General features: G+C 43.0%; 14 protein-coding genes and 3 pseudogenes. 9 read left to right on the forward strand and 8 right to left on the reverse strand.

Translation table 11 applies throughout. The annotated features are described in order from the left end of the window. The first annotated feature begins 150 nt into the window (after window positions 1-150). Window positions 151-1,689: a DUF3084 domain-containing protein gene (locus F6K46_RS01880; RefSeq protein ID WP_293052714.1), complete on the forward strand. Its 1,539-nt coding sequence runs from the start codon at window positions 151-153 to the stop codon at window positions 1,687-1,689. A 199-nt stretch (window positions 1,690-1,888) separates the two neighbouring features. Here F6K46_RS01880 and F6K46_RS01885 read toward each other — a convergent pair whose 3' ends face one another. Then, entirely contained in the window at window positions 1,889-2,236 is a 348-nt protein-coding gene (locus tag F6K46_RS01885) for a hypothetical protein (protein ID WP_293052717.1), read from the reverse strand. Window positions 2,237-2,923: 687 nt separating this feature from the next. Here F6K46_RS01885 and F6K46_RS01890 point away from each other — a divergent pair. Both F6K46_RS01890 and F6K46_RS01895 read left to right on the forward strand, forming a co-directional pair. After that, on the forward strand, window positions 2,924-3,748 hold the full coding sequence (locus F6K46_RS01890) for an NAD-dependent epimerase/dehydratase family protein (protein ID WP_075900418.1): 825 nt from the start codon (window positions 2,924-2,926) through the stop codon (window positions 3,746-3,748). Window positions 3,749-3,875: 127 nt separating this feature from the next. Then, complete coding sequence (locus F6K46_RS01895; RefSeq protein WP_293052720.1) at window positions 3,876-4,034, forward strand: hypothetical protein; 159 nt, start codon at window positions 3,876-3,878, stop codon at window positions 4,032-4,034. Between the two features lie 70 nt (window positions 4,035-4,104). Here the strand turns inward: F6K46_RS01895 and F6K46_RS01900 are convergent, their stop codons facing one another. The 4 genes from F6K46_RS01900 to F6K46_RS01915 form a co-directional block, all read right to left on the reverse strand. Next, on the reverse strand, window positions 4,105-4,269 hold the full coding sequence (locus tag F6K46_RS01900) for a hypothetical protein (RefSeq protein ID WP_293052723.1): 165 nt from the start codon (window positions 4,267-4,269) through the stop codon (window positions 4,105-4,107). A 33-nt stretch (window positions 4,270-4,302) separates the two neighbouring features. Next, on the reverse strand, window positions 4,303-5,541 hold the full coding sequence (locus F6K46_RS01905) for a class I SAM-dependent methyltransferase (protein WP_293052746.1): 1,239 nt from the start codon (window positions 5,539-5,541) through the stop codon (window positions 4,303-4,305). Window positions 5,542-5,754: 213 nt separating this feature from the next. After that, window positions 5,755-7,098: a serine hydrolase gene (locus tag F6K46_RS01910; RefSeq protein WP_293052726.1), complete on the reverse strand. Its 1,344-nt coding sequence runs from the start codon at window positions 7,096-7,098 to the stop codon at window positions 5,755-5,757. Between the two features lie 447 nt (window positions 7,099-7,545). Further along, window positions 7,546-7,704 (reverse strand): serine hydrolase, encoded by a 159-nt coding sequence (locus tag F6K46_RS01915; protein WP_293052729.1) that lies wholly within the window; start codon window positions 7,702-7,704, stop codon window positions 7,546-7,548. Between the two features lie 3 nt (window positions 7,705-7,707). Between F6K46_RS01915 and F6K46_RS01920 the strand changes: the two genes are divergently transcribed. Both F6K46_RS01920 and F6K46_RS01925 read left to right on the forward strand, forming a co-directional pair. Then, entirely contained in the window at window positions 7,708-7,857 is a 150-nt protein-coding gene (locus F6K46_RS01920; RefSeq protein WP_158069620.1) for a hypothetical protein, read from the forward strand. Window positions 7,858-8,115: 258 nt separating this feature from the next. Next, window positions 8,116-8,385 (forward strand): LuxR C-terminal-related transcriptional regulator, encoded by a 270-nt coding sequence (locus F6K46_RS01925; protein ID WP_075900424.1) that lies wholly within the window; start codon window positions 8,116-8,118, stop codon window positions 8,383-8,385. A gap of 281 nt (window positions 8,386-8,666) precedes the next feature. On the opposite strand, the pseudogene F6K46_RS01930 reads toward F6K46_RS01925, so the two are convergent. Further along, window positions 8,667-8,777 (reverse strand): annotated as a pseudogene (locus tag F6K46_RS01930) (transposase); the annotation flags it as partial. 359 nt (window positions 8,778-9,136) lie between these two features. Here F6K46_RS01930 and F6K46_RS01935 point away from each other — a divergent pair. Next, window positions 9,137-10,329, forward strand: a pseudogene (locus F6K46_RS01935) (ISAs1 family transposase). A gap of 81 nt (window positions 10,330-10,410) precedes the next feature. On the opposite strand, the pseudogene F6K46_RS01940 reads toward F6K46_RS01935, so the two are convergent. Together F6K46_RS01940 and F6K46_RS01945 are read right to left on the reverse strand one after the other, a co-directional pair. Then, a pseudogene (locus F6K46_RS01940) lies at window positions 10,411-10,723 on the reverse strand (helix-turn-helix domain-containing protein); the annotation flags it as partial. A 192-nt stretch (window positions 10,724-10,915) separates the two neighbouring features. Beyond that, window positions 10,916-11,320: an AIR synthase-related protein gene (locus F6K46_RS01945; RefSeq protein WP_229424163.1), complete on the reverse strand. Its 405-nt coding sequence runs from the start codon at window positions 11,318-11,320 to the stop codon at window positions 10,916-10,918. 405 nt (window positions 11,321-11,725) lie between these two features. Here F6K46_RS01945 and F6K46_RS01950 point away from each other — a divergent pair, with 405 nt between their 5' ends. The 3 genes from F6K46_RS01950 to F6K46_RS01960 are packed head-to-tail and all read left to right on the forward strand — an operon-like array spanning window position 11,726 to window position 12,965. After that, complete coding sequence (locus tag F6K46_RS01950) at window positions 11,726-11,887, forward strand: hypothetical protein (protein WP_293058280.1); 162 nt, start codon at window positions 11,726-11,728, stop codon at window positions 11,885-11,887. A 51-nt stretch (window positions 11,888-11,938) separates the two neighbouring features. Next, the gene (locus F6K46_RS01955; protein ID WP_293058283.1) at window positions 11,939-12,070 is read left to right on the forward strand and encodes a hypothetical protein; all 132 of its coding nucleotides are present in this window, start codon (window positions 11,939-11,941) and stop codon (window positions 12,068-12,070) included. A 25-nt stretch (window positions 12,071-12,095) separates the two neighbouring features. After that, window positions 12,096-12,965, forward strand: a complete 870-nt coding sequence (locus tag F6K46_RS01960) for an Rpn family recombination-promoting nuclease/putative transposase (protein WP_293058286.1) — start codon at window positions 12,096-12,098, stop codon at window positions 12,963-12,965. Window positions 12,966-13,142 lie beyond the last annotated feature (177 nt).

Raw genomic sequence — 13,142 nt, forward strand, 5'->3', positions numbered from 1 at the left:
CACTGGGAGTCCCAGCCAACCTTAAAGTTTTTTTTGTATAACTATTATTGTAGTACTTTGACAGCCGTTAAAATCGCCTCCTCGCGTTTTATCAACCATATAAATGACCACATAAATAATAGTAGTTTCCACTCTCCCGTGAGGCTTTAGATGACCAGCGCTTATATCCTGATTGCCTCAATTTTGGTGTTGGGGGGGTTACTCGCTACCTTAGGCGATCGCATGGGTACACGAGTAGGAAAAGCACGGTTGAGTTTATTTAATCTACGTCCCCGTACTACTGCCACGGTAGTAACAATTATCACCGGTGGCTTAATTTCCGCCTCGACCTTGGGGATTTTGTTTGCCACCAGCGAGTCTCTACGGGATGGCATTTTTGAACTTGATAATATCCTCAAAAAACTTAGAAGTGCTCGCCGGGAGGTCAGCCAATTAGAGGATGAGAAAAATCGAGTAGAGCAGCAGTTAGAGGACGCCAGAGCAGAGCAAATAGAGGTTCAGAAGCGTTTGGATGAAACCAATCGAAATTTCCAACAGGCTCAAAATCAACTGAAAGATGTCTCTGCTCAGCTTGGGGTGCTGCGTACTGAAATTAAGTCACTCCTAGGGGAACGTCAGCTGCTAATCCAACAGCGGAATCAACTCAATGAACAAATTACCCAACTCCAGAGCCAAATCACTCAATTAAAAGAATTGGTGAAAAAACGGGATCAGGAAATGCTGGAGCGAGACCAAGCTATCCAGGAGCGAGACCAAGCTATCCTCAAACAAGACCAAACGATCCAACAGCGGGATCAGGAGCTGGCTGACAAAGACCAAGCTATAAAACAATTTGACCGGAAAATTGCCGAACGGGATCAAGTCATTGCTCAGCGTGAAACGTTCCTAAAAAAACTCGAACAAGAACTTAAAGAACTTGAACAACAACTTAAACAAAAGGAGCGTCAACTTGCTGAACGTAATAAACAACTTCAATCACAAGAAAAACAACTGGCTTTTTTAAAGCGGGAACTAGAAATTCTAGAACAGTACTATCAGAATTATCGAGTACTGCGTCAGGGAAATGTTGCTTTAATTCGTGGTCAGGTACTCACTTCCGGAGTAGTACGAATTGTCGATCCAACAGCGGTAAATCAAGCCGTTGATCAACTGTTGAGCCAAGCCAATAAGACAGCCGTAGACATTACCCGTGCTAGTAGCAGTAATTCCCAAGAGCCACTGGTGCAAATTACTCAAGCACAAGTGGATCAGTTAGTCCAGCAGATTCAAGATGGTAGAGACTACGTGGTGCGAATTCTTTCAGCAGGTAACTACGTTGAGGGGGAAAAACCAATACAAGTATTTGCAGATGCAGCCCTCAATGAGGTTGTCTTTAAGGGGGGTGATATCCTTGCTACCATCTCCACTAATCCCTCAACTATGACCAATGAACAAATCCGCAAGCGCCTCGATCAGTTATTGGCAGCCTCTGAGTTCCGTGCCCGTCGCGCTGGGATTTTGGGTGATATTCAAGTTGGAGATGGTCGGCTGACCACCCTAATCAACTTTATTGAGCAGCTGGAGAAGTATGGCCAACCCCTTAATGTCAAGGCTATTGCCCAAGAAACTGCCTACACAGCTGGTCCTTTAAAAATGCAGCTGGTAGCGAGCTACAATGGAGAAGATGTTTTTAAAACTATTGTTAACTAGCTAGGTTGTTAGCAGTCAGCAGTCAGCAGTCAGCGGTCAGCCGTTAGCGGTCAGCCGTCAGCTGTCAGCCGTCAGCTGAAAATAAACCTCGTTCGAGGTGGCACAGGCCACAAGCGCTGTGAGGTAACTCAGCATTATTCGAATCCTTACCTCTTTTCTTCAAAAGCTATTCAAACGCTGATTGCTGATTACTTACTTTTTAAGTAGCTAGCTCCTCCGCAACTTGCCAATCGGGATTGTTATTAACTGCCTCCTGAAGTAGCTCAAACATTTGCCGACAATGGTTATTAACCTGTAGAGGTAACTCTTCATTTTTGACGACAAAATTGATGGGCACTTGTTGAGCAGTGGCTTTCGATTTGTCAATCAATACGTCCACTGTAACCAGCTTGGTAAAGGATATATTACCCGGACTCTCTCTTGCCATTATATAGTCATCACTCTCGTAGAGAATTTCAAAATCCTGCGATTTTAGAACCTCAATGAGTAACGGCAGAAGACGATCAAGGGGAATAGTGATTTTAATGGAACGAGTGTAGCGAGCCATATAGACCTGGGGCTTGCTGATAGCTAAACTTTTCTATCTTGACATTCCCCCGTGGGAGGGATTGCTCGCACGGAGGATTCTCGGTTGATATACTCGCCATAACCTGAAAGGTTTATACCAACCAAGCTAGAGGGCAAATCTCCCGAAGGGTTTTAGGTCTTATTGACCCAGTTTTCCGCATTCCCTGCTGTAACTTGTTTATCAAAACGGCTGTTGATAGCTAACTAGTTTTTTGCTTCTAAGCCGACCTAGGTGACCAAATTGTTAGGCAAGGATTACGCAGTACCCTATCTCTGGCGATACTTTTTACTTTACTCTACGGACGAAGGATTTGGGCAATAACTTATTGTTTTTTTAATTTATTTTTAAATTATTGGTTTAACCAATAGGTTAAACTTGTTGTTGGTTTATTACTTTATTAGTTGATTAACTGATTTTTTTTTAACTTTTGTTACTTGCTAAATTTTGCGTTCCCACTCTTGTTAAAACTTTCTGGTAATCCAGGATTATTTTAACGCAATTAGACCCAGATGTCAAGAAAACTATCAACGGCGGTTAAAACCCCTCCACACGCTCAGGTTTCATCCCCGTTTTAAAAAGATGGAGTTTTCAAGGCAAGACCCAAGGGTTAAAGCTTGCGCGAAGGTAAGATTTTTTATAATAATCGAATTTTCAAACATACGAGCTATGAATGTAGCAATCATTGGTTGTGGATACGTGGGTAGTGCCGTTGCTCACCTTTGGCATCAAGAGTTAGGGTTATCCACTACAGTAACCACTACTACCCCTGAGCGCGTCCCAGAACTAAAAACAATTGCTGACCGAGTGGTTGTGGTTAAAGGAAACGACCCGATTGGTTTAGAATCGGTAGTGAAAAACCAGGAGATTATTCTTCTGTCTGTGGGTGCTGCCAATGGTAAGGTCTATCAAGAAACCTACTTAGACACAGCCCAAACCTTAGTTTCTGTGCTCAAAACCGCTCCTACGGTACGACAGCTAATTTACACGGGAAGCTATGCTGTCTACGGTGATCGACAGGGAGGCTGGGTAGACGAAACATCACCGATTGCTCCCCCTAGTCCCAATTATGAAATTCTGGCGGAAACCGAGCAGGTATTACTATCAGCATCCAATCCTAATCTGAAGGTTTGTATCCTGCGTCTGGGAGGAATTTATGGTCCGAAGCGGGAACTACTCAAAATATTTGGTCGATTCGCAGGTACTACTCGTGAGGGTTCGGGTCAAGAAGTCACCAATTGGATTCATCTAGATGACATAGTTGGTGCGATAGAATTTGTCCGTTCTCACCAACTGCAAGGGATTTATAATCTAGTAGATGACCAAATACTGACTTATCAAGACTTGCTTGAAAAAGTATTTAAACAGCACAACTTACCCTCTGTATCCTGGGATTCCTCCGTTACTAAAGCCCGACCTTACAATGCCCGAGTGTCAAATAAAAAGATAATTGATGCAGGTTACCAGTTTATTCATCCAGAAAAAATTTTCTAATCTGATTACTCGGTGGGATTAGTTTACTGAAAACTAGCCTAAATATAAGGAACGAGGCGATTGGTGCATGAATCGCCTCTAGCCAAGATTCAACAAATACACTATCTAAAATAAGTGTGAATTTTTTGTGATAGATAGGATTTGGGATTTTAGGGAATCGGGAATTGGGAATTGGGAATCGGGAATTGGGAATTGGGAATCGGGAATCGGGAATCGGGAATCGGGAATCGGGAATCGGGAATCGGGAATCGGGAATTGGGAATCGGGAGTAGGGAATCGGGAGTAGGGAATCGGGAGTAGGGAATCGGGAGTAGGGAATCGGGAGTAGGGAATCGGGAATTGGGAAAAAATCTTGTTTATCTTATTATTATCAGAAAATTACTATGAGAACCGCTAGATATAATGTCCGGATAATTACCTTTAATAAAAATCTCCCCATCTCCCCATCTCCCTATCTCCCTATCTCCCCATCTCCCTATCTCCCCATCTCCCCATCTCCCTATCTCCCCATCTCCCCACACTCCCCTCTCTTTTCTATTTCCCTGGGCGCAGCCCTATGAGCTGATCGGTGGTACGGTCAACCCTTTAAGAGCCATCCGTTCTGCTGATGGCGTTAATCCCTTACTTTGAATTAAAACCCCAAAGCCACCCAATCCGGTGGGATCGATCAACTGGTGTAACCGTTGGCGACGCTGCATAATCCTGATAACATCCTGTGCTGTTGCGTTCGCGTAGCGTGACCTACGGCCAATCCCATTTCCCCCTTCTGTCGGATCAGAAAGGGCAGCTATGCGATCGCCTAATCCCAATGCCATTAGAAACAACCCTTGCTTGGTGAACCCTACCTTACCCAAACCACATAACTCTCCTTGTCGCTCTAGGGCAGTAAAATCCACATGAGCAGTAATGTCTTGTTGGCCGATATAACTATAGGGGTTATTGTGGTGCCGGTGGCGATAATAACACTGTAGTGTTCCCTGATCACGGGCTGGCAAATAATACTTTTGGGCTGGATAGCCATAATCAATAGTTAGGACAAATCCCTGGTTTAACCGTTTCGCAACCGTTTTTTTCCAATCCAGTGCTGCTAGATTCACCTCAGAGCGATAACCCTCTGGATAGGAACCACAGAACAAATCAATACCTACCAAATCAAAATACTCTCTCAGTTGCGGTGTAGAAGGGGTATCTAAAACTTCTACAAACTTAATGTCATCGCCATCCTGATCAACAGTTGCGATATAGATTTCTTTGAGATCTCCTGCTTGCAGCACAACTTGATGTACCGGTAACGCATCAACCAATTCGTTAGAGAAACAGCAACCAGTCACGGAATTGTCTTCTATTTCTTCCCAAGAACACCACCGCACAGGTAACGAGTGTTGGTGATTGTTTAGTCTAGGTAGGTTTAGTTTCAACAACAGCTGCTTCTGTTGAGCAATCATTGCTGTTGCCTTTTCCACAATGATGTAATTTACCGCACCATAGCAATCTGGGTAGTGCTGGTGCAAGTAAACTAGAACATCTGCTGCTAGGAGTCCCTGTCCTGCTCCCATTTCCATCAGGGTAAAGGGATTAGGTTGTCCGAGGATATCCCACATTTGGGCAAACTGTTCAGCAAGTAACTCCCCGAAGTCTTTTCCTAGGTGGGGTGAGGTGAAAAAGTCTCCTGATGAACCAATGTTAACTGCACCAGTAGCATAGTAACCTAGCTGTGGATGGTATAGTGCTAAGTCCATGTACTGGGCAAAGGTAATTCGCTGGTTAGGTGCTGTAGCAATGTGATTAGCAATTACCTTGGGTAGGGGTTGAGTAGATGGAAGGTTTGAATTCAACAAATTACTGATTAGACTTCGCGGCAGTTGTTGGGAACAGGGAACAGGGAACAGGGAACAGTGGACAAGAATTGACGCAAACACTATTTTACATATTATTGAGGTACAGTCAATTTTATTCTCTCTACTCCCTACTCCCTACTCCCTACTCCCTACTCCCTTTGCTATAGCTTACGTAGACACTTTTTTATTAGCCGTGAATACCCCATTGGGTTGAGTAATCACTGCTTGAGTCACAACCCCAGCATTATCGGTAGTGAAGTTAATACTATATCCTGGTAAATTCTTAAAATTCAATTCGGTTCCTTGGTAAGGAACTAACTCTATCTCTGGCTGACCAGCTAATAACGCAACTAGTTTATTATCTTTGAGCAAGATAGTCAGAGATCGACCAGAAATGTCATAGTCACCAACAAATTTTTCCATAAAATTAGTGGTGAACATGCTCTGGTCAGGCATCCTTTCAAATACAATATCCTTCACCTTCGGTTCTATGGATATGGACAGTCTCTGAATATTTACTTTGGGGTCATTAAAGAAAGATAATAGTTGAAAAGTATCATCAAGTATTTCTGATAGTAATTCAAAACTATCATAGTGGTAGTGCTTTAGTTCGTAAACGATGGAATTATGAGTTGCCGTTAACTGCTGATCTTTGATCGCAATTGAAACTATTCCGTATCCGGGATGCTCAAAATCTCCTGTGTAATCTTCTAGGGGATGTGAGGGGTGAGTACCAGTTTTACGCTGTGCTTTGGTGTTCTGTTTGCCTTGAACAGCCGCTTGTTTAGCTTCCTCAACCTTACTCTTAATCCTTTCATTCCAAGGCACTTCGTCGAGACCGAGCAAGCGATCGCATATGTGATAAGTCAAAATACTTGGCAATAGGGTTCCGTGGAGATTGCTGAGAACTACTACACCAATTTTTTCTTGAGGCATCAACGTTGTCAGGGCAGAAAATCCTTCAATACCACCCCGATGCTCAACGTGATTATGACCTCGGTAGGAAGTGAGCATCCATCCTAATCCATAAAAGGAATGCCAGATTTCCGGATACTCAAGGGATGACGGCATCACGATTTGTGGCGTATACATCTGAGTAAGAAGATCAGGGTTGATAATCTGCTTATCCTCATAGTTTCCCTGGTTTTGATGGAGTAGAAGCCACTTCGCCATATCAGTAACATTGGAATTAATAGAGCCAGCAGGACCAATAGTGTCGATATTGCGAAATGGGATGGCTTTAACTACGTCATCTTTCTCTCGATAAAGAAGGGAAAAATCGTCAGTCTCCTGGGATTTGACAACGGAAAAATTGCTGTCTACCATCGACAAAGGATTAAAAATTTCCTGCTGAACAAATTCTTCCCATAATTTAAAGGTGGGCAGATAATGTCTAACTGGTTTATCCCAATCTAATTTTCCTCCCTCAGCCAAGATGCCCATAGCCATTGTGGTAAAGGCTTTAGTGCAAGACCCAATGGCAAACAGGGTTTTAGAGGTTACTTTTAACAAAACTCGCTATCCATCCCCACCTTCTTACAACGTGGGGATGGATAGCGAGACGACAAATTACAATAATTTGTGTTATAATAAAGTTGGTTGCTGACCCGCCTGACTGACTAAAAGGCTACCTGACAAACGGTCTGATATCCTATCAGTTTTCAGACCATTAGGTCTACAAAGTACTAGCAGAGCTCAGGGAAGAGACTTGCCCCGGCTGGTTGACCATAGAGTCGTAATTCCAAGGTGAGTCTGTCGAAAAAAAAACTATACGTCTGCGGAAGGCGGACGTCTGCCTGTGGACGCTGAGTAAGACCAATATCAGCAGGCGCGCTTTCCAAGGCCGGGTTCCCCGGCCTTGGAAAGCGCCTCTGGTTGAGGCATCGGCGGATGAAGCGGGAAATCCCAGAGACGAATAAGACCGTCCCTGATTTGAGTTGAGAATGGCTTGCCCCAACCTCAGCGAAGCAGGTTGGGGTACTTCACGCCTTTTTCTACGTCCCTAAAACCAAAGCCTTCACAAAAGATGATCTGGCTATCGTGAACAATAGCGACAGCCAGCCCTGGGACTTTCCACTCTTCCATTCTCTGGTTAATAAATTCACTAAGACCTTCCATTAGTTGCTCTCCATTGATGTTAATTTCAGAAGTTTCGACGTAAGCATTCAGCCGTCAGCCGTCAGCCGTCAGCCTTGGCCGTTGGCCACGCTACGGGAATGGCTGAAAGTTGTTCGGTGTAGCGTGCGCGTCGCCCATAAGCACCTCAAGTAGCGTGCGCGTCGCCCATAAGCTTACGTTTCGACGCCAGTTGCTCATCTAACTCCCCACACTTCCCACACTTCCCACACTTCCCACACTTCCCACACTCCTCCCACACTTCCCACACTCCTCCCACTCGCCTTTCCGCAATTCTTCTTTGTCCGGTTTACTGATAATCTATTTATTCACCCATAGGAGATATCGTGAAGCGGTTCACCGTTGGCGGTAAAATTAGATAAGATAGGTATATCTACTAGAGAAAAATTACTTATGGCTAGTGGTAAATCCCAGACTCCCGCAATTCTGTCTTACCGCGAATTGCAAATCATCGAACATGTAGCGGCTGGTTTAACCAATCTCGAGATTGCTCACCAGCTGGCAATCAGTAAGCGCACTGTTGATAATCATATCAGTAACATTCTGACCAAAACCTGCACTGATAACCGGGTGGGTTTGGTTCGTTGGGCCTTAAAGTGGGGCAAAGTTTGCTTGAATGATGTCAATTGCTGTCCTTTACCAGCCCCCGGTCAAACTCAGTGAGACCACTCACTATATCCAGTCCCGGAGATTATTGAATCATTACTTACTGACTGATAGTTTTCAGAGTCGGCTTGAAGCTAGGATTAGGCAGTTTTGCTCAGGTTGCTTTGCTCAGGTTGCTTTGCTCAGGTTGCTTTGTTCAGGTTCCTTTGTTCAAGCCACCAGTTCAGCAACTCAGTGCCACTCGCAACCGCCCAGCTACAGAGCAAGAAACCAATGATTATATAAGTCGCACTGGCATAATTAGTTTAGTTGTCCAGAGTGACTTCTAGGGCGTGTCATCAATTAAGCCAGATTACGGCAGCAGCCAGATAAATTGCTCCTAGAAAGTTCTTGGCTCGCTTATCGTAGCGCGTCGCGATCCCTCGATATTGCTTGAGTCGGGCAAAGAAATTTGGGGTGAGGCTAGGAACTGAGACAGCAGGGGCAGATTGGGCAGACAAACGCATGGTCACTCATGAAACTCTCAGCTAACTTGTAAGCCTAGCATTTATTAGCTTTCATGAGAATGAAATAGCCCTGCTTATTCTTCCCAGGGTAATCGCCTCTAATTTTGTGAAAAATGTACTTGACAAAATCTTAAAAATTTGTATTAGGAATGACGGTTACTATCTCAGTTCACGTCTGCAATCACTAGATTCCCTCCCTCCCAGTCTCCTAGAAAGAAATCCTTGAATTAGAAAGGTCTATAAAGGTGTAATTGAGTTAAACTAAGGGCTATACCAGATTTATCCTGTTGGGAGACTTCCCTATGGCAAAAGGCTTTGGTAAATTTGTTCTCCAACCAAGGGAAGCAGCAGAGGCTAAGATCCTCAGACAGAGTGTTCTCAAGCATTTCGCCCATCTTCAAGACCCCAGAGTGGAGAGAACGAAACATCATGGTTTGATGGAGATAATCACCATTGCTATTTTGGCTGTCCTCTCCGGAGCCAATGGGTTCGTGGCGATAGAGACCTATGGCCAAGCCAAACAGAAATGGTTGGAGAGTTTTTTAGACTTGCCCTATGGCATTCCCTCACATGATACATTTTCTCGGGTGTTTGCTGCCCTTGAACCCCAACAGTTCCATGAAAGCTTTCTGAGTTGGATCAACAGCATTACCGAAAATTTAACCATTGAGCTGATCCACATCGATGGCAAAACCGCGCTTAGGGTCTTACGACCGAGAGGGAAAACTCAAAGCTTTACATAGTGTCAGTGCCTGGAGCAGTGAACATTCGTTGATGTTAGCCCAGAAAAAGGTGGACAGCCAATCCAACGAAATTACCGCAGTGCCTCTACTATTGAAGTTACTCAACCTCAAAGGAGCAATAGTCACTCTCGATGCCATGGGAACCCAGCGACAAATCGCTGGGCAAATTAAACAAGCACAGGGGGAGTATGTGTTAGCTCTCAAAGGTAATCAGGGAAAACTCGCTCAACAAGTTAAAGATTGGTTTCAACAAGCCCAAGCCAAGAACTGGGAAGGCATAAAGTTTAGTTATCATCAAACCATTGAAGCGCGGCACCATCGGATTGAAACTCGTCAGTGTTGGGCGGTGTCGGTTGCTCAATTACCTGCCTTGCATCGCCAGAGTCTGTGGGAGGGATTGAGCACAGTTGTCATGGTTAAGAGTACCCGTCAGATGTGGAATAAGACGACTACAGAAGTTCGCTTCTACATCAGTAGTCTTTCTGCAGATGGGGAGAAACACAACCTTGTTATCCGTTCTCACGCTTCGGATCGAGAACAGTCTTCATTGGGTACTTGACGTCACTTTTCAAGAAGATGCCAGTCGAATTCGCCAGGGTTATGCTTCCGAAAACTTGAGTTTATTGCGTCGTTTAACCGTCAACTTGCTCAACAGAGAACCCTCTCGGGGGAGTTTGGCGATGAAGCGATATAAGGCAGGACTTGATAACGAGTTTCTCCTAAAAATCTTGGTAGCCAGTGCTACTACTTAAGCACTTGAGCGTAGCTCAAGTGAGAAAATATCCCTCCCAAAAAAACCTAACAACATAACCCGATTGGGTAATCTTAAATTTGTGAGGGAGGTTTATTAAATTGAGTGCCTCAATCAGCCTTAATTTTTCAGTTTTATTCTCGTAATTTTAGAACTCGATTTAGATGCGTTTACCCTGTTATTCTTCCTTTATATTTAAGTGTTAAACTGTCTACACCCTCAAAAATTGCTTGATTTTTCCATTTACTAATAAACCCATGAGAAACTTGTAATAATTCTTGAATCTCATGATAAGATTTTCCTTGGAGAATCATTTTAACTGCTATAGCTCTTTTAATTTCTTTGGACTCTATAGTTTGATTAATAAAATTTGATAATTCATCTATACTATTCATAGTTTTTAGTTAATAATATTAATATTTATATTATATCTGTTACAAGCTATTTAGGGTTGCTATATATCAGGTTCGGATAATTAGTTATAAAAAACTTTATCCCTTGAAACCTTACTCCTTTACTTCTGCCTTCTGCCTTCTGCCTTATGCCTTACTTTTGCGTCTAGTATAATTATTCAACCGGACATGATATTAGCAGATACGTGGTAATTGTTGACCGCTTAACAGATCCACGACCCTGGTTGCACCAATTTTACTCTGCATAGTGACTAGACTGGAATTCTCGTCTGTTACCTTGCCAATTAAACCAGCATCTTTTCCCAAGGAGTGCGATCGCATAATCTCCAAACCCTTTTGTGACTCTTGCTCCGGTAAAATAACCACAAATCGACCTTCATTGGCCACATAAAGCGGATCGAACCCCAGAATTTCACAGGCTCCTTGTAAATCTTCCTTGACTGGAATCAGACTTTCATCAATATGGATGCCAAGATTAGCCCCAAGGGCAATTTCGTTTAAAGCACTGGCCAAACCACCACGAGTCAGATCCCGCATACAGTGAATTTCGATCCCACTTTGGGTTAGGTCTAGGACCAAATCAGCAAGGGAAGCACAGTTGCGTAGGGTGCGTGATAAGACGGACTCGCCTTGATTTTATTGGTAGTCAGTGTTGGCAAAGTCCGTCCCGTAACGCACCACCAAAAGGCTCACTCTGATTTAATCGGTAGCTATTGTTGGGAAAGTCCATCCCGTAACGAACCACTTGCTAAATTTTTGCTTACTTAAATTCTGCCATGTAGATTGGAAATTGTGTTAGCTAATCACCAATTTTTATTTGTTTTTATTTTAGCTTATTTAAGTTTATTAATTCATATTTAAAATACCTATTTTTAGTTAGTCATACTTTCCAGTAAATACCGTCAAAAATTTTTATATCAAACTCCTATACACCTATTTTTTTAGTCAATAGATTAGAGGTCAGAAGCATTTACATTGAAAATCATGGCCATGACCAAAAAAACTAATCGCAACCTAAAACGTTGGCTATTAATAGAATTCGTTGTGGAGTTACTGGCTTTATTCCTTGATGCAAACCTAATCATAGTGTTGAATCTTTGCTTATTGATTTGGCGTTTGCTCAGGGAAGAAGAAGAAGACGAGTAGGGTCGATATCAGAGTTGTAAAAAAGAAAGTAAGTGTGGCAAGGGTGGAGAGATGGGGAGTGTAAGCTCAACAGGATTTTTTTCCCTGTTCCCTGTTCCCTGTTCCCTAAAATCCAGCAATTTGTACCTAACAGCAATTGCAAACCGCTGTATCATAGTTGTAGTCTACTACTTTTTTGAGTAAACCAACCCTCAGCCCAATCTCAGCCATGAAATTCATCAGCCCCAAAACCGACTTTGCCTTTAAAAAAATCTTTGCCTCCCAGGAAAGTAAGCCGATTCTGATTAGCTTCCTCAATGCTCTTGTCTATCACAATCAACCTCTCATCCAAGATTTGGAAATTATTGATCCTTATCAGTCTTCTCCTCTGCCAATCCTCAAAGACTCTTTCCTCGATGTGAAAGCTAAGCTGAGGGATGGTTCTCTAGTGATTATTGAAATGCAGGTTTTGCAGGTAGAGTCTTTTGCTCGTCGAGTTTTGTATAACGCAGCTAAAGCTTACTCACTACAATTAGGTCAAGGGGAAGGCTACCGTTATCTCAAACCAGTGATTGCTCTGACTATTACCGATTTTATTATGTTTTCTGAGAATAATCAGGTAATTAATCATTTTGAGTTCCGAGAAAAAAGTACCAACATCAGCTACGTAGAAAATCACTTACAATTATTGTTTGTAGAGTTACCGAAGTTTGAGAAGCAGTTGGAGGAGTTAGAAGAATTGGATGAGTTGTGGATGTATTTTTTAAAAAATGCCCCTTCCTTAGATACAGTCCCAGATAAAATGGCACAACTACCAGAGTTTCAACAGGCATTTGGGATTGCTTCTCAGGCGAATTTAACCAGGAAAGAGTTGGAAGAACTAGGAAAACGAGAAATGTTTATGCATGACCAACAAGGGCTGATTCTTTTTGCGGAGAAACAAGGGATAGAAAAAGGAATGAAACAAGGAATAGAAGAAGGAATGAAACAAGGGAGAGAAGAAGGGGAGAAAGAAAAAGCCCAAACAATTGCACGCCAACTTCTGCCTCTTTTGGATGATGAAACGATTAGCCAAACTACTGGCATACCTGTAGAGTAAATTAGGAAGCTTCGCTGAACAAGTCAAAAGGCAATAGACTAATGAAGAATGAAGAATGAAGAATGAAGAATGAAGAATGAAGAATGAAGAATGAAGAATGAATTTTTAGTTGGGTAGGGTGTGTTAGGGACGGACTCACCCTGGTTTTATCAGTAGCCAGTATTGGGACAGTCCGTC

This window comes from Moorena sp. SIO3E8, assembly GCF_010692445.1.
GTDB classification, from domain to species: domain Bacteria; phylum Cyanobacteriota; class Cyanobacteriia; order Cyanobacteriales; family Coleofasciculaceae; genus Moorena; species Moorena bouillonii.

Excerpts from the sequence above, each read along its gene's own strand:
- F6K46_RS01880 (WP_293052714.1), top strand. The coding sequence starts at position 151 with ATGACCAGCGCTTATATCCTGATTGCCTCAATTTTGGTGTTGGGGGGG.
- F6K46_RS01885 (WP_293052717.1), bottom strand. The coding sequence starts at position 2,236 with ATGGCTCGCTACACTCGTTCCATTAAAATCACTATTCCCCTTGATCGT.
- F6K46_RS01890 (WP_075900418.1), top strand. The coding sequence starts at position 2,924 with ATGAATGTAGCAATCATTGGTTGTGGATACGTGGGTAGTGCCGTTGCT.
- F6K46_RS01915 (WP_293052729.1), bottom strand. The coding sequence starts at position 7,704 with ATGGAAGGTCTTAGTGAATTTATTAACCAGAGAATGGAAGAGTGGAAA.
- F6K46_RS01925 (WP_075900424.1), top strand. The coding sequence starts at position 8,116 with ATGGCTAGTGGTAAATCCCAGACTCCCGCAATTCTGTCTTACCGCGAA.
- F6K46_RS01950 (WP_293058280.1), top strand. The coding sequence starts at position 11,726 with ATGGCCATGACCAAAAAAACTAATCGCAACCTAAAACGTTGGCTATTA.
- F6K46_RS01955 (WP_293058283.1), top strand. The coding sequence starts at position 11,939 with ATGGGGAGTGTAAGCTCAACAGGATTTTTTTCCCTGTTCCCTGTTCCC.
- F6K46_RS01960 (WP_293058286.1), top strand. The coding sequence starts at position 12,096 with ATGAAATTCATCAGCCCCAAAACCGACTTTGCCTTTAAAAAAATCTTT.